The sequence below is a fragment of the Thioclava sp. FR2 genome (genome assembly GCF_051200875.1).
Lineage (GTDB): Bacteria > Pseudomonadota > Alphaproteobacteria > Rhodobacterales > Rhodobacteraceae > Pseudotabrizicola.
In genome coordinates, this window is record NZ_CP195191.1 from 3,043,975 (window position 1) to 3,062,189 (window position 18,215).

Below are 18,215 nucleotides of genomic sequence, written 5' to 3' on the forward strand. Positions count from 1 at the left end.
GGCGAAAGAGATCTTGTCTTTCAGGTTAACTTTTCCGCTTGTTCTGCCAGAGCGGCTTAAGGATTTCTAGTGCCAGTAATAGCACTAATCCCGATCCAAGTGGCACGCCCAACCATTCCGTTGGCAGTGGGCCAAACCGGAAGATGTCTTGTGCGGCGGGCCATGTGAGGATCAGCACCAACAAGATCGCAACAGCGGTAAGAACGATCAGGAGTGCGGGTTTCGGGCGCCTTATGGCCGTCCACAGGGACGCCTTGAACGAACGGTTAACGAAAATCAAGGCAACGATGACTGCGATCAGCGAAATGAAGGTCAGCCCGCGCAGCACGTCTTCTGTCATCCCGATATGCGCGCCATAGAACAGAACCGCCGCCACGGTAATGAAAGACGCGATCCCCTGAGTGAGACTCCATCCCAGAAGTTGACCAGAGAATAGTCGCTCGTCCGGGTCGCGAGGAGGGCGCTTCATGATGTCGTCCTCTTCGTCTTCAGCTTCGAAGACAAGTGTGCAGACAGGGTCAATGACCAACTCCAGAAAGGCGATGTGTATTGGCCCCAAGATGATCGGAAAACCGAAGAGAAGCGGCATGATGGCCAAACCCGCAATGGGAACATGGACCGCGAAAATAAAGGACACGGCTTTCTGCAAGTTGTCGTAAATGCGTCTTCCCAGTTTGATGGCCTGCAGAATTGAACCGAAATCATCGTCCAAAAGAACGATAGCAGATGCTTCGCGTGCCACATCAGTGCCGCGACCGCCCATTGCTATTCCGATATGCGCGCTTTTCAGCGACGGAGCGTCATTCACGCCGTCACCGGTCATGGCAACGACGTGGTTTTCAGACTTCAGCGCATTCACAATACGCAGTTTCTGCTCGGGCATAATGCGCGCGAAAACATCGCATTCCAGTAAGCGTTTGCGAAGCGACGCATCGTCCAGCGCATTAAGTTCTTGTCCGCTTATCGGTGCGTTGCCGGCTAGACCTGCTTCCCGAGCAATTGCCAATGCTGTCAGGGGATAGTCGCCGGTGATCATTTTGACCGCTATTCCGGCTTGCCGACATTCGGCGACAGCTTTGGGAACAGATCCTCGAAGAGGGTCCGCGAGTCCGATTAGCCCCAGAAATGTGACGCTCAGGTCTTTCTGTTCTTCTGGAAGTTCCCCAGCAGCTGTTCCCGCCGCAATGCCCAGAACGCGCAATCCGTCGGCAGCCATCTGGTCCACGGATTTTGCCATCGATCGCCGGGCTTCCTCCGGCAAACCGCATAGGTCGGCTATCGCTTCAGGTGCCCCTTTTGCGGCAAGGAAAAGCTGTTTCGGGTCACGGGAAAGCCGCCATACCTGCGTCATGGCTAATAGTTCAGGGCGAAGTCCGTAGCTGTGGACCAAAGCCATTTCTTCTCTGGCAATAAGTTGAGGCCAACTTTCGAAAAAGGCCCGCTCCATGGGATCGCTAGGTTCCGGGTCACAGGCAAAAACGCCTGCCCTCAGCACTTTGCGAATTTCATCGTCAGGTTCGGTCGACCCTGCTGTGTTGTAAATCGTGCCTCCCGGAAGTCGGACTTGTCTTATGGCCATCCGGTTTTCGGTCAATGTGCCGGTCTTGTCGGTACAAAGAACGGTTGCAGCGCCCAGCGTTTCGATCGCCGCTGCTCGCCGCGTCAGAACCCGGGCCTTTGATAGTCGCCAAGCGCCCATAGCCATGAAGATGGCAAGTACAACCGGAAACTCTTCGGGTAGCATCGACATGCTGATCGCGATGGATGCCAGAATAGCATCCAGCCAATCATTCAAAATGTAGTAGTAAAGGCCGCCAACCAGCAAGCTGACAGCAAGTCCGACAATCATGAACAAGACCACAATTTGCCTTGTCTGTGCATAAAGCCGTGGGGTTTCAGTTGCCAACCCAGCCAGTGATGACCCAATCCGTCCGATTTCAGTATCCGTGGCCGTTGCTGTGACTGTGGCCAGCCCCTTTCCTCGAACGACCAATGTGCCTGAATAGACGAATGGAAGTTGATCACCGCCGGGTGGTGAATAATCCACCTCTACATCTAACGGTGTCGCTGACTTGGATACCGCAACAGCTTCACCGGTCAGGATTGACTCATCTATCCGCAAGTCCTGCGCCATCGACAGCCGCGCATCAGCGGGAACGCGGTCCCCTTCCGACAGAACGATGACGTCGCCGAGGACAACATCCCTACCTGCAATGCGTTGCCTTTGCCCGTCGCGGATCACCAAGGCTCGCGGGCTGCTTAGATCCTTCAGCGCCGCCAAAACCTTTTCGCTTCTCAACTCCTGTATCACGGTGATCAGGACAGAAAGGCATGCAAAGGCCATCAAGACCGCGGCATCCCGCAACTCGCCGATGAGCCCATAGATAAGCCCACCCCCCAGCAAGAGCGCCAGCATGGGTTCTTTGATGACGTCTAAAAGTATTCCCGTGGCCGTGCGACGATTTTCTGCAGGCAATTCGTTTGCGCCATTGGCCGCCAAACGGCGTTCTGCTTCCGCAGAGCTTAAGCCGGACAGGCCGCTGTCATCTGCCATGTCATCCTCTGTCGCTGCACCAAGACCGCACTTTCAATGCCTTAGCATGGTGTCGGATTGGTTCTATTCTTTCAACGCGACATAATACGACCCATTTTACGAGCCGCTAAGAAGAACAAGGCAAGTGTCCAGAAAACTGAGGGCACCGCTAATTGCCCAAGCTCTTCAGGCCCCCAAGAATGCTGTTAGCCCGCTCACCCAGATTGTCTTCGCCCGGGTTCAGTTTCAGGGCGGCAATCCGCGCCTGCCATTCCAGAGTTGCACGAGACATGTCAGGCGAAAGCCCCAGATCAGCCACCGTTTGTGCAACCTCGTTCATCTCTGCGGCTCGACGACCGCCGTGCACAATCATTCGTTCAAGATTGTAAGCGCCGCGCGCAGCCCAATTGAATCCGGGGTCAGATGCTTGCAGTGAGCTGAGGACTTCCGCTTCTACCCCAGCGGCGCGCGCAGCCAGAAAGCATTCGGCACTCAGCGCTTCCAGCCCTTTGATCATGACGGAACGCAGCATCTTTATGATTGATGCGCGGCCAATCTCTAAGCCCATGACAGCACCTGACATGCCAAGCGTTGCCAAAACTTGCTGAGCTTCCAGTGCGTGAGGGCCAGAAAGCAAAATCGGGACACGGTGTTTTTTCGGATGCACAGGGGCCATGATCGCCATGTCAACATAGGCACCTCCGGCAGCTTCGATGATGGCTCCTGCCCTTTTCTTGGTGTCTGGCGCGCAGGAGTTTCCGTCAAGCCAAAGAACGCCGGGCGAAAGGAATGGGGCAGACTGCTTTGCCGCGTTCAGGGATTTATCTGCTGTCACAAGGCAAAAGACAACCTGCGCGTCGGCCAGCGCCTCGGCCTTGTTTGATGAAAAGCTCGCACCATGTGACGTGGCCGCATCCTGAATTTCTTGATCGTGTCTCAGATCGCTAACCGCCAAGTTTGACGGGCGCATCGAGCCCCAGCCCTCGGCGAAGGCGCGCGCGGCCTCTCCAAATCCAATCAGGGCGATCTTGTTCGCAACCATTCGAAACCTCTCGAAATCCGGTGCCACAAAGGGTGCCGCAGAAGCGCCGATTTGAATAGCCGTTATAGCTTGAATTTATGCATCGTCCCCTTCTTTTCATTGGCGGACAGTGCTCACGTTCTGCAGGCTGCGGCCGATAAAATACGGAGTTACTTCATGACCGACGCCAAGACTGCGCTCGTTATTTCTGCTCATGCTGCCGATTTTGTGTGGCGCTGCGGGGGGGCAATCGCTTTGCATTCGGAACAGGGCTACCGGGTAACGGTTGTTTGCCTCTCCTTTGGTGAGCGCGGAGAGAGCGCGAAGTTATGGAAGCAGCCCGGAATGACATTGCAAAAGGTCAAAGATGTCAGAAAGGCCGAGGCCGAACGGGCCGCCGAGGCATTAGGGGTGCATGACCTGATCGCTTTTGACATGGGCGATTATCCTTTGGAATTCACGCGAGACGCCAAAGACCGTTTGGTAGATGTCATGCGTGCGGTGCAGCCATCCTTCCTGCTCAGCCATTCACAATATGACCCCTATAACACCGACCATATGCTTACGACGCAGGTGGTTCTTGAATGTCGATCGACCGCGCAGGCTTGGGGTCACAATCCGGGGCAAAAGGTGCTTGGGGCGCCGCAACTTTACCTGTTTGAACCTCACCAGACCGAACAGATGGGCTGGAAACCCGATACATTCCTCGACATCACGCCCGTGTGGTCCAAGAAACGCGCGGCCATCGAATGTATGGAAGGCCAAGAGCACCTTTGGGATTTCTACACCCGCGTCGCGCAGAACCGGGCAAACCATTTCACACGCAATTCGGGCGGCCAGTCCGGCGGACGTGACTGCAAATACGCCGAAGGGTTCCAGTCGATCTTTCCACGCACCGTGGATGAACTCTAAGAATGGAGGCTGCTATGGGTGACGTCGCACATCTGGGCCATGTCGAGATTTACACCGACAAGTTCGATCAGAGCCTTGATTTCTTTACCCGGGTCTATGGCCTGAAACTAATGGGCCAAGACGAGTCTTCGGCCTATCTGCGCGCTTGGGACGATTACGAGTTCCACAGCCTGAAACTCACGCGCCATCACACGACCGGGGTCGCGCATATCGGCTATCGAGTGTCATCTTCCGAGGCACTGGAGCGCCGCGCTGCTGCGATCATGGCGAGCGGATACAAGGTTCTGGGCTGGGTCGATGGTGATCTAGGCCATGGCCGGGCTTTCCGATTTGAAGACCCCTTTGGTCATGTATTTGAGCTTTACTGGGAAACGAAAAAGCCCAAAGGGCAGGGGGCCGATGCGCCCGCGCTCAAGAACACTGCCAGCGCCTTTAGCGGTGCCCCACCACGCCGGATTGATCACCTCAATCTCTTGTCTTCGGATGTAGGGGAATTCCGACGTTTTATGGAAACCTGTCTCGGCTCTAAGGTCACCGAGATTATCCAGCTAGACAACGGGCGCATCGGCGGCTGCTGGTTTACCGTGAATAACAAGACTTACGATCTGGCTTGTACCGAGGAACATGGCGGCGGTGTCGGGCGTCTACACCACGTTACTTATGCCACCGATCAGCGCGAAGATATTCTGCGCGCTGCCGATATCTTTCTGCAAAACGGCGTGCACATCGAAACCGGGCCCCATAAGCACGCCATTCAAGGCACCTTCTTTCTTTATGTCTGGGAACCGGCCGGCAATCGGATCGAACTTGCAAACGCTGGTGCGCGGCTGATCCTTGATCCCGATTGGGAAACGGTGGTCTGGACCGAAACGGAACGGAAAAAGGGTCAGGCTTGGGGACTGAAAACCATCGAGACTTTCCATACCCATGGCACGCCTCCGGTAAAGAAGGACCACTGACATGCCGATCGTGGTGCAAAACATACCCCGCGCCGAGCGGTCCGTGATCGAAGGACTGGCGCGGGCGGGCGTAGCCACCGTGCACGAAGCGCAGGGGCGACGGGGGTGCTTGGCCGCCCATATGCGCCCAATCTATTCTGGCGCACAAATCGCTGGATCGGCCGTGACCATCAGTGCGCCTCCCGGTGACAACTGGATGCTGCATGTGGCGATCGAACAATTGCAGGACGGAGATATCCTTGTGGTTGCTCCAACGTCACCCTGCGACAACGGCTATTTCGGCGATTTGCTGGCAACCTCGGCCATGGCCCGCGGGTGCCGTGGATTGGTGATTGATGCGGGTGTCCGTGACATTCGCGATTTGAAAGTGATGGGCTTTCCGGTCTGGTCAAAGGCTATCTCTGCGCAGGGCACAGTCAAGGAAACCTTGGGCGATGTGAACGTTCCGATCGTCTGCGCAGGCCAGGCCATTCATCCCGGCGATGTGATTGTGGCCGATGACGATGGTGTGGTCGTTGTCACGCAATCCGAAGCAGCGACAGTGCTCGCGGCTGCCGAAAAGCGACTTGCTGCAGAAGAGGCGAAACGCAAGCGATTGGCTGCGGGTGAGTTGGGGCTGGATATCTATGACATGCGTCCGCGACTTGCCGAGAAGGGCCTGAAGTATGTCTGAGACAGGTATTCCCTGTCTGTGGATGCGTGGGGGTACGTCGAAGGGGGCTTACTTTCTTGCCCGTGACTTGCCCGTTGACCCCATTGCCCGCAACGAGTTGCTTCTACGCATCATGGGCAGCCCGGACCCACGACAAATTGACGGGATCGGAGGAGGAGACCCTCTGACCTCAAAGGTTGCAATCCTTTCCCCTTCGTCGCGGCCAGATGCGGATGTGGACTACCTGTTCCTGCAAGTCTTCGTTGACCAGTCCTTGGTAAGCGACGCGCAGGGCTGCGGCAATATTCTGGCTGGGGTAGGTCCAGCCGCGATCGAGCGCGGAATGGTGACCGTGAAAGGCGAAGAAACGCCTGTTCGGATTCATATGGTCAATACCGGAGAGGTCGCCTTGGCCCGGGTGGCAACGCCGGCCGGGAAGGTCAGCTATCGCGGTAATGCAGCGATTGACGGTGTTCCCGGAACTCATGCCGCCATTCCATTGATGTTTCAGGGCATCGAAGGGTCCATGTGCGGTGCCCTTTTGCCCACGGGCAATCCGGTCGATGTCATTGATGGCATAGCTTGCACGCTGATTGACAACGGTATGCCCTGCGTCGTGATGGCCGCATCGGATTTTGGCCTGACGGGGGAAGAGGGGCGTGAGACACTGGAAGGCATGGGTGACCTCCGGAGACTTGTCGAAAAGATTCGGCTGCAGGCCGGTCCGTTGATGGGTCTGGGCGATGTCACTGAAAAATCGGTGCCCAAGATGACGCTCGTTTCAGCGCCGACCAATGGCGGCGCGATCCGGACACAAAGTTTCATACCGCACCGCGCCCATGCCAGCATCGGTGTCTTTGCCGCCGTTTCGGTCGCGACCGCCTGCACTTTGCCTGACGGTCCGGCACAGCGGCTTTCAAGCATGCCGAAGGACGGACGCTTTCTTATTGAGCATCCGTCGGGTGTGGCCGAGGTTCTTCTGGATCAAGACCCGAGTGGGAGAATTCTTGGAGCAGGTACTTTGCGAACAGCCCGGAAACTGATGGATGGGATGGTCTTTCCGTCGGTTTAGGCTGGCAGTGCCTTGCCGCTAGCCCAACAGGTAGGCTGAAATGCCCAAGCAAGTATTCAGACCAGATCCTGTAAGGCGAATGCCACCAAGTGCTATGGCATTTTATTCTTTACGCAATGTTGGAAAGTGGCAGCCCGTAGGGGAGTCGAACCCCTCTTTTCAGGTTGAAAACCTGACGTCCTAACCGATAGACGAACGGGCCACTGGGCGGCTCATTAGCCTAGCCCGGCGCGCACTGCAAGAGTGGAACGCTTCGTCAGCCGTCGATTTTTTTTCCGATGACGGCGATGGCTTGCTGATACACCGTTGCCGCATTCCATTCCTTGATCACGGCAAAATTGGGCTCTCCCTGTTGGTAGCCCTTTCCAGCTTTCCAGCCTTTTTTCCGTAGATAATTGGCGGTTGTCGCCAAGGCATCAGTCTGGTTGCTTAAGTCTACTCGGCCGTCGCCATTTCCGTCCACGCCATATGCCAACGCGTTTCCGGGCAAGAATTGGGTGTGCCCAAGCTCTCCATGCTTTGCGCCCACTGTCTTGGACGTGATGGTTCCCTGATCCACCAATTTCAACGCGCCGATCAGATGCGGCCGGAAAAAATCTGACCGGCGGCAGTCGTAAGCCAGCGTCGCGATGGCCGAGACCACGTTCGTATCGCCCATGAAAGAGCCAAAACCGGTTTCCATGCCGTGGATGGCGATTAGCACACCCGCTGGGACGCCATATTTGCTTTCCAGCGATGCGTAGAGAGACGCGTTCTTGGCTTTTCGAGACCGTCCTTGTTTTGCGATCGTTTCACCGCCACGCACCTGCATGAATTTTTCAAAGGTGTATTTGAAGCTTTTCTGATTGCGGTCCGCGGCAATGGTGGCCTTGGAATATGAGGAACCCATAAGCGCTGCGATACCGCGTTCGCGGACGCCCTCTGCTTTTGCTTCCGCTGCAAACTCAGCCTTCCAAGCTTCGTATTTTCCGCCAGTATCGGAGCAAAATGCTGCCAAGCTTGGTGAAGCGAGGATTGCAGCAGCCAAAGTCAATGCAGTCAGACGAAATGCGAACATTTAAAACTCCGGTCACATGATGGGTCAGAGTGTAAGGCCTGCAGATATTCAATCAAGTGCTAGCTTTCTGCACTTCGCAATTCCGCTGGACGCCTTTGGTTCACCGTCAGAATGAACGCTGAGACAGGGCGCAATGTCACTGCGCTAATTCAACGTCGTTTGCTGCAACAGGCTGGCGATGTCCTCTAGGTCTGCGGCCGTGCCTTCCGCCGCATTTTTTGATTGTGCAATTGAGGGGCCGTCTGATCGTGGCACTTCTCGGGTCGCGGACTGTGCCAGCCGTGACCACGGATCTTCTCCCTGAAGGGCGACTTCGCTCCATTCTCCCGTCCAGCGTTTCACCCGCATCGCTTCTTCGTCTTGGCCCATGGCCGCCAGCAAAAGTGCAAGATCCTCGTGCTTGTTCAACGCCGCCAAGGCCTCCGCACGAAGGTCCGATAAAGACGGGCTTTCGACGCCAACCAGAATATCGAGTGCCCGCCTTCCATCACGCTGAGAAAGGGCAAGTCTGGCTTGCATCTCGTTCGAGGCAGCCGCCGGGTCGACCCAATCTTCTGCCAATGTGGGCAATCCCAAACTGAGCAAACGGTCAAAGATCAAAGCGCGGTCTGCGGATGTCACCGCCAGTCGATCTGATGGGTTCGTCTGCGACGCCATGGTGAGCAGCAGGCCATCGCCACCTTTTTCGGCAAGGAGACCCCAAACATCGCGAACTGTTTCCGGGTCCAGATTTGCAAGAGACAGGGCAGCCTCAAACTCGCCCTCCAATGCGCGGGTCACGGCCAGTGCACGGGTAAGGGCAGGACCATCCGGCCCTCTAGCTTCAACAAAATAAAGCGCCTCCAGTTCTGTCAGGAAATCGACACCTATCGATTGCTTCTTTCGGAAAGCCGTTTCTGCCTTCAAGATCAACGTTTTCAGGTTGGTATGCGCGGTTACGGAGTCAATGTGATGCTGGGCGCCGTCCAGATCGTGCTTTGCCAATGAAATCTCGGTCGCAACCAATGCAGCGCTGTCTTTGGCGGGGGGCATGGCGCGAGAGAGGGTTGAGGCAATCAGATCTGCACTCTCAAGTTTGTTCGCCGCAATCAGCTTGGCGGATAAATCTGATGCGAGACTGGTTTGCAGGTGCACGGGTAAGGCCATGAAGGCCTGCACAACGCTATTCGCATCCACATTCAAGGCGTTTGCGTCACCCGGCAATGCTGCCAGAGCCCAAAGTGCCAACTGGCCTTTGCAACTGGTCTGGTCTGCAAACGGGTTTTCTCCGACTGGATGACCGTCGAGGATCTGTGAAATAGCCACCAAAATGTCCGTCGAGTCTGAAGACAGGCCGAAACTTTCAATAAGGTTGCGCGCTTCTGCCCCGAAACCAAAGTAGAGATGTGTGCGAACGGCGGCAAGCAAGGCGGGTTGATCGACCAGATCGAATTCTCCCAGAATTGCATTCCGGGATTTTGCAAGAGCTTCCGCCGGAGACCCTTCTGTATGCCATTGGGGAATGGCAACATGGTCTTCGGGTCGGCAGAGTTGCCCCTCATCTGACAAAGCTGGAACAGGCCCGATATGCAGGTTCAGTTGCCTGTCTGTCTCCAAATTCTTCGGGTCAGACGGAGTGTGTTCAGGCGGGCGAAGTTCAACAATCCCCGTTGCACTTGCAGCATCAATGCTTTTCGCAAGTCGTTGGCGAAGGTCTTGCAGCTGTAAAGAGGAGATCAGCGGGCTTTCGGCAGACCCTTCACGGGTGGACAGCGGAAGACTGCGCTCCATCGTTGTCCATTGATAGGTGCTTTCAGTCCTTTGATGCGGTCGCGCGCGGGGGCGAAGCGTTTGGATCGTGCCGAGGGGAGGCAGAGCGGACCCAGCCAAAGTTGTTTCAAACACGGAAGCGGGCGGTGCCGCGCCATCGTGAATGTCGATGACGATCAGGCCATTGGCCGCGGCCTCCATCACGGCATGGCAGGCGCATCCGATCCCAAGGATCAAGTTGCCGGAACGGGGGTCCGCCCAAATGGATTTCAGCCTTTGCCGCCCAATCAATTGGAACACCCGGGTCAAATCATAGGCCGGATTGCCTTCCGTGATGGCGAGTTCGTATCCGGTCTCCGTTCGTCCGAAGGCCACATTCGGCTTTCCGTTGAACTGCAGGACGAGTCTGGTGAATGCGCCATGTTCACCGGTTTTCACGACGACCTGGGCAGAGGCCGGTGCCGCAAGTATGGCAAACACAAAGAGCAGAATTCTCATGCTGCCTCCTGCTTCAGGCTGCGCAGAGATTCCTCGATTTCGGTGAAGCTGGGTCTGACACCATTCGGCGTGTTTTGGCGCCCCACCTCGATACAGATATTGGCGGGATGCTGGTGCAGGTTTGCGACCAGTACTTCTCGGATCAGCTGGTAAAAATGATCGTCCTCTTCGACAACTGCGCGCACCTTGTTGGCAAAAGGCCCAACCAAGCCATAAGCCAGAAAAACGCCTAGAAACGTGCCGACGAGGGCGCCGCCAATCATCTTTCCCAAGACTTCCGGGGGCTGATCAATGGAACCCATGGTCTTGATCACGCCAAGCACCGCTGCAACGATTCCCAGCGCTGGTAAGGCATCGGCCATGGATTGTAGCGCATGGCTTGAGTGCAGCGCATGATGCCGATTGGTTTCCATGCGCTTGTCGAGAACCTCCTCGACCTGATGCGGATCATCATAGTTCATCGACGCGGCACGCATCGTGTCGCAGATCAGATCGACAGCTTCGTGATCCGATTGGATCTTCGGGTAGCGCCCAAAGATGGAGGAGTTGGACGGTGCCTCGATGTGCTCCTCAAGCCCGACGGGGTTGCTCCGGGCCAGTCGGATCAGCTCAAACAAAAGGCACAAGAGATCGCGGTAATCGGCGGGCTTCCATTTCGGGCCTTTGAACACTTTCCCCACATCCCTTGCGGTCTGTCGCAGGCCGTGGGAATCATTCGAAATCAAGAAGGCGCCGGTGGCTGCCCCTCCGATCATCATGAATTCGAAGGGAAGCGATTTGAGGATGATGCCCAGTTTGCCGCCTGCAAGGAGGTATCCGCCAAACACCATCGCGAAAATGACGCCAATTCCGATCAATCCCAACATGACCTGCCCCCGTAACTGTCCTTCGACCGAAAAACTTTCGCCAATTTCTACTCCTTGGGCGCCAAGGCATTTCGTCCAGCGACAAGGACGCTGATCGAATAGGCCTTATCGGGTTCCATACCCGACATGATGGCCGCTGCCGCATCTGGGCGCATCCGCCCCAAAAAGCCTGCGGCAAATTCTGGGGCCATGGTGCCAAACAGTTTTGCCGCATCGACAGGCTTCATCGCCTCATAAACGGCAGTCAGACGCAGCAGGTCATTTTCGGCAGCACCGTCAGCAATGGCTAGGGTCGCCCGTAAAGAGGCCTCGGCTTCCCTTAACTCGTCCAGCCTTCGGGCTATCACCGCTTCTGACAGCTGCAATGCTGCGATCCTGTCCTTCAGCGAGGCCTCTCGCGTTGTTACCTCTGCGTCCCTTCGCTTGAGTGCCTCTGCCAGTCTTTCCGGAGGTTCTGGGCAGTGAAGCGGCCCCGGACTTTCTTCCTTAGACGGCGACGCCTGCAATGCCATCGCTGCGCCAATTCCGTGGTTGATCCGTAAGGCGGCCGAAAGCGCAAAGAGAAGGGCGATCAGCGTCAGAGGGCCAATTGATCTGGGAAGCCCAAGCTTGCTCATTCGGCCACCCGCTGCGCTTGCCTATCAAACCGCCTGCGGACGAAGCGCACACGCCTTTCATCATCAAATTCAGGATCTTGCGGCAAGGGCTGCGTTTGAATGTCGTGCATTGACGCAAGCATGATCTCCAAACGGGCCGCCGCCGCTTCAGCGCGTCTCACCTGCGTCTCAAGGGAACCTTCTGACCGTTCTGCCGATGTTTTCGCCCGGGCGAGGGCTGCGGTCATATCGTCAACCTGGGCGGAAAGGACAGCGATGGCGCTTCCCATCCCCGATTCAAGCGTGGTGAAACGCTTCAGCCGACGCGACAAGAGATAGCAATAGAAAGCCGCCGCAAAGCCACCGGCAGCCACAAGGAAATCTGCGATCAACGTCATGATGGGCCCAGTCAATTAAGAACGAATTCCGAAATGAGAAGATCGGTCACCCGCCCTTCTCCGGTGACAATCTGAATGCGCCGGAGCATCTGCGCCTTCAGCCTTGAAAGCATGGCAGGGTCTTCCAGTTGCGCCACTTCAACGGCGCGAAGGTAGCTGTTCAAAACGTCCAGAATCCGCGGTGCCATCTGGCGCACTTCGTCAGCGTATGGTTGGGCGGTTTCCAGCTGTGCCGCGAATCGCAAGTGGCGTGCCGTCGATGACGTCCCCAAGGAAACTGTCAGCGGATCCAGCGCCACGAAGCCGACATCCGGCAGCGGTGCGACACTGTGGCTGTCTTCCTTGGAACCAACGCCGGGAAGAGGGATAAGCCCAAGGTAAGTGACCGCAAATCCGCCAGCCCCAAGGATCACGGCGCCCAGCAGCCCAAGAAGAGTGGATTTCTTGCCGATCTTGGGGGGCGGGGCCGTCTGTGCCGTTACATCTGTCATTCTGAACCTCGATCTTCGGTGCAGAACAAAAATAGATCGAAGGTCACTAACCGATTGTTAAGACGCGTCCTTCATTCCTTCGAACAGCGGGGCAGAATGCTTCGGGACGGAGGTGAGGGTGAACGATCTTCTGAAACTGTTGGGGCGCCTCAGCTTGGCACGCCGCCTGATTCTTGGCGGTGCCACATTGGGTGTATTCGTCGGAATCCTGGCCCTTTCCCGCCTGGGTGCAGAGGCGGAAAGCAGCCTTCTTTATGCAGGTCTTGATTCCCATGCTGCCGGGCAGGTGATCGCAGCACTCGATCAGGCGGCAACGCCCTATGAGGTGCGGGGTGACGCGATCTATGTGCCCGCAACCGCACGCGATTCTCTTCGCATGCAATTGGCGGCACAAGGCCTGCCATCGACAGGTGGGCAGGGGTACGAATTGCTCGACGGGCTTTCTGGTTTCGGGACCACGTCGCAAATGTTCGATGCTGCCTATTGGCGCGCGAAAGAGGGAGAGCTTGCGCGCACGGCTCTTGCCATGCCGAATGTGCGGATGGCGCGGGTCCACATCGCCGCGCAGAATTCGAATGCCTTTCTTCGCTCATCCAAGCTGTCGGCCAGCATCACCGTCACGATGGCCACGGGGTCAGTGACGCGCGAACAGGCCGAAGCTCTGCGCCATCTGCTAGCCAGTGCGGTGGGTCAATTGACCCCGGCAGATGTCACGGTGATCGATTCGGTGGCTGGAATTGTGTCGCCAATGGGGGAGGTGTCTGGTCAGCAGGATCCCCTAGGTAAGGCCGAGGCCCTGAAGCACAATCTGGAGCGTTTGCTTGAGGCCCGCGTTGGCCCGGGCCGGGCCGTCGTCGAGGTTAGCCTTGAATTCGTCCGCGATCGCGAGGCGATCACCGAGCGGGTGTTCGACCCGCAAGGTCGCGTGGCCGTTTCGTCGGAAAACGAAAGCCGTTCGGAAAATGCGACTCAGCCCGCGGGGGATATTACCGTTGCCTCGAACCTGCCCGACGGGGATGCCGCGTCGTCGGGCCAAGGCACCAGCCAAAGCACGACCAGCCGTGAAAGGGTCAATTTCGACGTCTCGCAAACGCAACGGGAGATCGTGAAAGAACCGGGTTCGATCAAGCGCATGACCATTGCAGTTTTGGTTGACGGAACGGTTGCTACGGTGGCGGATGGTGCAACGACTTGGCAACCGCGATCTGATCAGGAACTCTCTGATCTGCGGGAACTGGTCTTTGCCGCTGCCGGGGTTGATGAGTCGAGGGGGGACGTCCTCACCCTTAAATCGCTTGAATTTCAGGCCATGGCCCCACTCGGCAGCGCCGCAGAGGCAGGGCTTTTGTCGATGGTTGGCCCGGTCAATCTGATGTCCCTTGTCCAGCTGTCCTTCCTTGCCCTTGTGGTTCTTGGTCTGGGTCTCTTTGTCATGCGGCCGCTGCTTCTTCAGGCGCGCAGACAACCGGCAGACTTGGGCAATGCACGCGCGGCCTTGCCGATGCCTGCTCCGAATGCCGCTGCCTCGGCCACGGCTCTTACGGGCGAAATCGCCGAGGACGACGATGCGCCCGGGATGTCTATGGTCACGCTTGACCGGTCGCGTGACGGTGCGGGGGATCCGGCCGACCCTGTCGCCCGGCTCAAGCGCCTGATTGACGCGCGCCAAGCAGAATCGGTTGAAATTCTGCGCGGCTGGCTTGAGCAGCAAGAGGATCGGGTCTGATGGTTCTTCGACTTGAAGTGTTCGAAACGCCTACCGCAGTCTCCGATACGGTTGTCCTCCAATCGGCCGAAATCGAAGAAGCGCGCCTGCAATCCTATGAAACCGGCTATTCGGCGGGTTGGGAAGATGCGCTGGCCGCAACCTCTGCCGAAGAGGGCAAGATTTCGGCCGAATTCGCCAACAATCTCCAGCACATGTCCTTCACCTATCAGGAGGCGCGCGCCCAACTCTTGCGGTCAATCAAGCCGGTTCTGGTCGAGGTGACGACAAAGCTTTTGCCCGAGGTAGCAAGAGAGGCAATTGCGCCGGTTGTCCTCGATGCGCTGATGCCCTTGATCGACGAAACCTTGGACCAACCCATCCAGATCCTGATCAATCCGGAATCCCGCCCCGCTGTAGAAAGGCTTTTGACGCAGGCCGCGGGGATGACGCTGGAAATCGAGGAAGAGCCGACTTTGGGCGAAGGCCAAGTCTATGTCCGGCTTGGCAAATCGGAACTGAAAATTGATCTCGACGGCGCGGCCGCAGAAGTGATCCGCGCAGTGCATGATTTCTTTGACTATTCGGAACGGGAGGAAACCCATGGATAGGTCAGCCGAAAAGAACCCCTTCGCCCAGGTTCCGATCGAAATCACAATCTCGGTCGGTCGGGCGCGACCATTGGTGAAAGACCTTCTGACGCTAGCCGAAGATGCCATTCTTCCGCTGGACCGACGCGTCGAAGACCCGGTCGAGCTTTATATCGGCGACCGTTTGATCGCACGGGGTGAGTTGCACGAACTGGAAGGCGATCGCGCAGGCCAACTTGCGGTGCGTTTGATCGAGGTGGCCGATTTGCAGTCTGGTCTATAGGCCAATCATGAAGCGCATTATCGTGTCGGCCATGGCGCTGGCGCTCGTCCTGGCCTTGCTGCCGGGGGGCGTGCTGGCGCAACAGATGAGCATTGATCTGGGCGATGGGCCGTCCCTGTCGTCTCGCAGCATTCAACTGATCCTGATCCTGACGGTTCTCAGCCTCGCGCCGGGGCTGGCGATCATGGTCACCTGTTTTCCCTTCATCGTCACCGTCCTCTCCATCCTGCGGCAGGGCATGGGGTTACAGCAGGCGCCGCCGAATATGCTGATCGTCAGTCTTGCGATGTTCTTGACATGGTATGTCATGGACCCGGTTTTTACCGAGGCATGGGCCAATGGGATCGGCCCTCTCAGCCGCGAAGAGATAGATATTGGTGCAGCCCTTCCGCTGATCACGGCCCCGTTCCGGGCCTTCATGGCCTTGCGCGTCGACCCGGATACCTTTGCCCAGCTTGCGGCCTTGCGGCCCGAAGCGGTGCAAATCGACGCGGCAAACGCCCCCCTTTCGGTGCTGGTCCCGTCGTTCATGCTAAGTGAAATCAAGCTGGCTTTTCAGGTGGGTTTCCTGATCTTTTTGCCGTTTCTTGTGATAGATCTCGTCGTTGCTGCGGTCCTGATGTCGATGGGGATGATGATGGTTCCCCCGGCGGTGGTCTCGCTTCCCTTCAAGCTTGCCTTTTTCGTGGTCGCCGACGGGTGGAGCCTTGTGACCTCTGCCCTTGTCAGGTCATACCTTTAGCCGCGCGCGGGTTCACTGTCCCAACTGGAAAGCCGTCAAGACAGCCTTGGCACTGTCGCTGTCCCATTCGGCATCACCGATCAGGCGCGCCACTTCCATGCCTTCGGGGTTCAGGATCAGGGTCACCGGCAAACCCATCACAGCCGCAGACCGCGCAAGCTCTGATTTCGGATCGCGCAGAATGGGCAATTTGGTGATTTCCGCCTCAGTGAAGAACTTCTGGATCCCCGGCACGGCATTGCGCCCCGTTGCCACCGGCACCACGGCAATCTCTGGCATCGCCTCCTGCAGGCGCTGAAGCGACGGCATTTCCTTGCGGCAGGGCGCGCACCATGTTGCCCAGAAATTTAGAACCACCCATTTGCCGCGAAACTCGGCCAATGACCGCTCAGCATCGGTTTCATCCAGCAACACCACCTCGGCTAGGGCCACAGGGGTTTCATGGATCGCCAACTTCTTCATGTCGCCATCGCGCAACTCTGCGGGTGACCCCTGTGCAAGGGCCGCATTTGCACCCAAGACTAAGGCCGTATAAAGGACGGCAAGAGTTTTCCGCAGCATGTTACCTCCGAAGGCCGCAGTCATGACCGCATCCGACAATTCCCAATCCGCCAACCAGATGTGGGGCGGGCGTTTCGCCGAGGGGCCGGACGCCATCATGCAGGCGATCAACGCCTCCATCGGGTTCGACCGCAGGCTCTACGCGCAGGATATCGCAGGCTCGCGGGCCCATGCGGCGATGCTCGCCGCGCAGGGCATCCTAAGCAGTAAGGATGTTGAGGCCATCGGAAAAGGCCTGCTCACCGTCTTGTCAGAGATTGAAACGGGAAATTTCCCGTTCCGGGTCGAACTGGAAGACATTCACATGAATGTCGAAGCACGGCTGAAGGAAATCATCGGCGAACCGGCCGGCCGCCTGCACACCGCGCGCAGCCGCAATGACCAGGTTGCCGTCGATTTCCGGCTCTGGGTCCGCGACCAGTGCGATGCGGCAATCAATGGCCTGACCGCACTGATCAAGGCCTTCCTCGCACAGGCCGAACAGGGCGCTGACTGGGTGATGCCGGGTTTTACCCATCTGCAAACCGCGCAGCCCGTCACATGGGGCCATCACATGATGGCCTATGTCGAAATGTTCGCCCGCGACCGCTCGCGCTTTGAAGATGCCCGCCGCCGGATGAACGAATGCCCGCTGGGCGCGGCCGCTTTGGCTGGCACCTCCTTCCCCATCGACCGCCACGCCACTGCCGCGGCGCTGGGCTTTGACCGCCCCACGGCCAACAGCCTCGACTCGGTTTCGGACCGCGATTTCGCGCTGGAATTCCTCTCGGCCTCCTCGATCTGCGCCATGCACCTGTCGCGTTTCGCCGAGGAACTGGTGATCTGGTCCTCGGCCCAATTCCGCTTTGTCCGCCTGTCGGACAAATGGACAACCGGCAGCTCGATCATGCCGCAAAAGAAAAACCCCGATGCCGCCGAACTTCTGCGCGCCAAACTGGGCCGCATCCTTGGCGCAACGGTCGCGCTTTTCACCATCATGAAGGGTCTGGCGCTGACCTATTCCAAGGACATGCAGGAAGACAAAGAGCAGGTCTTTGACGCCGCCGACAACCTGATGCTGGGCCTTGCGGCCATGACCGGGATGGTCAGCGACATGACAGCCAACCGTGAAAGCCTTGCCACCGCTGCGGCCAGCGGGTTCTCGACCGCCACTGATCTGGCCGATTGGCTGGTGCGCGAATTGAACCTGCCGTTCCGTGACGCGCACCATGTCACCGGAACACTGGTCGCCATGGCAGAGTCGAAAGGCATCGACCTGCCCGACCTGACCTTGGCCGATATGCAATCCGTCCATGCCGGTATCCGCGCCGATGTCTTTGACGTCCTTGGCGTCGAAAACTCGGTCCGCTCGCGCCAATCCTATGGCGGCACGGCGCCGGATCAGGTGCGCAGCCAGATTGTCCGCTGGAAACAGCTTCTCGGCTGATCTGCAAAGCGTGATCGCAGGGGCCTTGCGTCGCAACAGGGATCAGCGCATCAAATGCCACACGGGCCCGTGACGGCCCGTTTGTCTTCATTTTTTAAAAGGTG

Annotated in this window: 18 protein-coding genes and 1 tRNA gene; 9 read left to right on the plus strand and 10 right to left on the minus strand. The window is 57.6% G+C overall.

What is annotated here, in order from left to right:
* Positions 1-25: 25 nt before the first annotated feature.
* Both ACSBLW_RS14590 and ACSBLW_RS14595 read right to left on the minus strand, forming a co-directional pair.
* Positions 26-2,554, minus strand: a complete 2,529-nt coding sequence (locus ACSBLW_RS14590; RefSeq protein ID WP_435257333.1) for a cation-translocating P-type ATPase — start codon at positions 2,552-2,554, stop codon at positions 26-28.
* A 148-nt stretch (positions 2,555-2,702) separates the two neighbouring features.
* A complete protein-coding gene (locus tag ACSBLW_RS14595) occupies positions 2,703-3,575 on the minus strand; it encodes a DUF1932 domain-containing protein (protein WP_435257334.1) in 873 nt (290 codons plus the stop codon).
* A gap of 156 nt (positions 3,576-3,731) precedes the next feature.
* On the opposite strand from ACSBLW_RS14595, the gene ACSBLW_RS14600 reads away from it, so the two are divergent.
* The 4 genes from ACSBLW_RS14600 to ACSBLW_RS14615 are packed head-to-tail and all read left to right on the plus strand — an operon-like array spanning position 3,732 to position 7,149.
* Entirely contained in the window at positions 3,732-4,466 is a 735-nt protein-coding gene (locus ACSBLW_RS14600) for a PIG-L deacetylase family protein (protein WP_435257335.1), read from the plus strand.
* A 14-nt stretch (positions 4,467-4,480) separates the two neighbouring features.
* Complete coding sequence (locus tag ACSBLW_RS14605) at positions 4,481-5,425, plus strand: VOC family protein (protein ID WP_435257336.1); 945 nt, start codon at positions 4,481-4,483, stop codon at positions 5,423-5,425.
* A 1-nt stretch (position 5,426) separates the two neighbouring features.
* Positions 5,427-6,098: a 4-carboxy-4-hydroxy-2-oxoadipate aldolase/oxaloacetate decarboxylase gene (locus ACSBLW_RS14610; protein ID WP_435257337.1), complete on the plus strand. Its 672-nt coding sequence runs from the start codon at positions 5,427-5,429 to the stop codon at positions 6,096-6,098.
* Positions 6,091-7,149, plus strand: a complete 1,059-nt coding sequence (locus ACSBLW_RS14615) for a 4-oxalomesaconate tautomerase (RefSeq protein ID WP_435257338.1) — start codon at positions 6,091-6,093, stop codon at positions 7,147-7,149. The genes ACSBLW_RS14610 and ACSBLW_RS14615 overlap by 8 nt, the downstream gene beginning before the upstream one ends.
* 127 nt (positions 7,150-7,276) lie before the next feature.
* On the opposite strand, the gene ACSBLW_RS14620 is transcribed toward ACSBLW_RS14615, so the two are convergent.
* From ACSBLW_RS14620 to ACSBLW_RS14650, 7 genes are all read right to left on the minus strand, one after another.
* Positions 7,277-7,351, minus strand: a tRNA-Glu gene (locus tag ACSBLW_RS14620).
* Positions 7,352-7,405: 54 nt separating this feature from the next.
* Positions 7,406-8,206: a lytic murein transglycosylase gene (locus tag ACSBLW_RS14625; protein WP_435257339.1), complete on the minus strand. Its 801-nt coding sequence runs from the start codon at positions 8,204-8,206 to the stop codon at positions 7,406-7,408.
* A 144-nt stretch (positions 8,207-8,350) separates the two neighbouring features.
* Complete coding sequence (locus ACSBLW_RS14630; protein WP_435257340.1) at positions 8,351-10,453, minus strand: hypothetical protein; 2,103 nt, start codon at positions 10,451-10,453, stop codon at positions 8,351-8,353.
* Positions 10,450-11,319 carry a flagellar motor stator protein MotA gene (gene motA / locus ACSBLW_RS14635; RefSeq protein WP_435257341.1) on the minus strand — a complete coding sequence of 290 codons (870 nt, stop codon included), beginning with the start codon at positions 11,317-11,319 and terminating at the stop codon, positions 10,450-10,452. Before motA ends, ACSBLW_RS14630 begins: the two co-directional genes overlap by 4 nt.
* A gap of 47 nt (positions 11,320-11,366) precedes the next feature.
* Positions 11,367-11,936, minus strand: a complete 570-nt coding sequence (locus ACSBLW_RS14640) for a MotE family protein (protein WP_435257342.1) — start codon at positions 11,934-11,936, stop codon at positions 11,367-11,369.
* Complete coding sequence (locus ACSBLW_RS14645; protein ID WP_435257343.1) at positions 11,933-12,313, minus strand: DUF6468 domain-containing protein; 381 nt, start codon at positions 12,311-12,313, stop codon at positions 11,933-11,935. The genes ACSBLW_RS14640 and ACSBLW_RS14645 overlap by 4 nt, the downstream gene beginning before the upstream one ends.
* 11 nt (positions 12,314-12,324) lie before the next feature.
* The gene (locus tag ACSBLW_RS14650) at positions 12,325-12,804 is read right to left on the minus strand and encodes a flagellar basal body-associated FliL family protein (RefSeq protein ID WP_435257344.1); all 480 of its coding nucleotides are present in this window, start codon (positions 12,802-12,804) and stop codon (positions 12,325-12,327) included.
* Between the two features lie 118 nt (positions 12,805-12,922).
* Between ACSBLW_RS14650 and fliF the strand changes: the two genes are divergently transcribed.
* Genes fliF through fliP form a run of 4 tightly spaced genes read left to right on the plus strand, consistent with a single transcriptional unit; the run spans position 12,923 to position 16,124 of the window.
* The gene (gene fliF / locus ACSBLW_RS14655; RefSeq protein WP_435257345.1) at positions 12,923-14,530 is read left to right on the plus strand and encodes a flagellar basal-body MS-ring/collar protein FliF; all 1,608 of its coding nucleotides are present in this window, start codon (positions 12,923-12,925) and stop codon (positions 14,528-14,530) included.
* Positions 14,530-15,120, plus strand: coding sequence for a flagellar biosynthesis protein (locus tag ACSBLW_RS14660; RefSeq protein WP_435257346.1), 591 nt, complete (start codon positions 14,530-14,532; stop codon positions 15,118-15,120). Before fliF ends, ACSBLW_RS14660 begins: the two co-directional genes overlap by 1 nt.
* Complete coding sequence (locus ACSBLW_RS14665; protein WP_435257347.1) at positions 15,113-15,382, plus strand: FliM/FliN family flagellar motor switch protein; 270 nt, start codon at positions 15,113-15,115, stop codon at positions 15,380-15,382. The genes ACSBLW_RS14660 and ACSBLW_RS14665 overlap by 8 nt, the downstream gene beginning before the upstream one ends.
* Before the next feature lie 7 nt (positions 15,383-15,389).
* Entirely contained in the window at positions 15,390-16,124 is a 735-nt protein-coding gene (gene fliP / locus ACSBLW_RS14670; RefSeq protein ID WP_435257348.1) for a flagellar type III secretion system pore protein FliP, read from the plus strand.
* A 12-nt stretch (positions 16,125-16,136) separates the two neighbouring features.
* Here the strand turns inward: fliP and ACSBLW_RS14675 are convergent, their stop codons facing one another.
* Positions 16,137-16,685 carry a TlpA family protein disulfide reductase gene (locus tag ACSBLW_RS14675; RefSeq protein ID WP_435257349.1) on the minus strand — a complete coding sequence of 183 codons (549 nt, stop codon included), beginning with the start codon at positions 16,683-16,685 and terminating at the stop codon, positions 16,137-16,139.
* 22 nt (positions 16,686-16,707) lie between these two features.
* Here ACSBLW_RS14675 and argH point away from each other — a divergent pair, with 22 nt between their 5' ends.
* Positions 16,708-18,111 (plus strand): argininosuccinate lyase, encoded by a 1,404-nt coding sequence (argH, locus tag ACSBLW_RS14680; RefSeq protein ID WP_435257350.1) that lies wholly within the window; start codon positions 16,708-16,710, stop codon positions 18,109-18,111.
* The last annotated feature ends 104 nt before the right edge of the window (positions 18,112-18,215 follow it).

Coding starts and splice junctions, on each gene's coding strand:
- ACSBLW_RS14590 (WP_435257333.1), bottom strand. CDS start 2,554: ATGGCAGATGACAGCGGCCTGTCCGGCTTAAGCTCTGCGGAAGCAGAA.
- ACSBLW_RS14595 (WP_435257334.1), bottom strand. CDS start 3,575: ATGGTTGCGAACAAGATCGCCCTGATTGGATTTGGAGAGGCCGCGCGC.
- ACSBLW_RS14600 (WP_435257335.1), top strand. CDS start 3,732: ATGACCGACGCCAAGACTGCGCTCGTTATTTCTGCTCATGCTGCCGAT.
- ACSBLW_RS14605 (WP_435257336.1), top strand. CDS start 4,481: ATGGGTGACGTCGCACATCTGGGCCATGTCGAGATTTACACCGACAAG.
- ACSBLW_RS14610 (WP_435257337.1), top strand. CDS start 5,427: ATGCCGATCGTGGTGCAAAACATACCCCGCGCCGAGCGGTCCGTGATC.
- ACSBLW_RS14615 (WP_435257338.1), top strand. CDS start 6,091: ATGTCTGAGACAGGTATTCCCTGTCTGTGGATGCGTGGGGGTACGTCG.
- ACSBLW_RS14625 (WP_435257339.1), bottom strand. CDS start 8,206: ATGTTCGCATTTCGTCTGACTGCATTGACTTTGGCTGCTGCAATCCTC.
- ACSBLW_RS14630 (WP_435257340.1), bottom strand. CDS start 10,453: ATGAGAATTCTGCTCTTTGTGTTTGCCATACTTGCGGCACCGGCCTCT.
- motA (WP_435257341.1), bottom strand. CDS start 11,319: ATGTTGGGATTGATCGGAATTGGCGTCATTTTCGCGATGGTGTTTGGC.
- ACSBLW_RS14640 (WP_435257342.1), bottom strand. CDS start 11,936: ATGAGCAAGCTTGGGCTTCCCAGATCAATTGGCCCTCTGACGCTGATC.
- ACSBLW_RS14645 (WP_435257343.1), bottom strand. CDS start 12,313: ATGACGTTGATCGCAGATTTCCTTGTGGCTGCCGGTGGCTTTGCGGCG.
- ACSBLW_RS14650 (WP_435257344.1), bottom strand. CDS start 12,804: ATGACAGATGTAACGGCACAGACGGCCCCGCCCCCCAAGATCGGCAAG.
- ACSBLW_RS14660 (WP_435257346.1), top strand. CDS start 14,530: ATGGTTCTTCGACTTGAAGTGTTCGAAACGCCTACCGCAGTCTCCGAT.
- ACSBLW_RS14665 (WP_435257347.1), top strand. CDS start 15,113: ATGGATAGGTCAGCCGAAAAGAACCCCTTCGCCCAGGTTCCGATCGAA.
- fliP (WP_435257348.1), top strand. CDS start 15,390: ATGAAGCGCATTATCGTGTCGGCCATGGCGCTGGCGCTCGTCCTGGCC.
- ACSBLW_RS14675 (WP_435257349.1), bottom strand. CDS start 16,685: ATGCTGCGGAAAACTCTTGCCGTCCTTTATACGGCCTTAGTCTTGGGT.
- argH (WP_435257350.1), top strand. CDS start 16,708: ATGACCGCATCCGACAATTCCCAATCCGCCAACCAGATGTGGGGCGGG.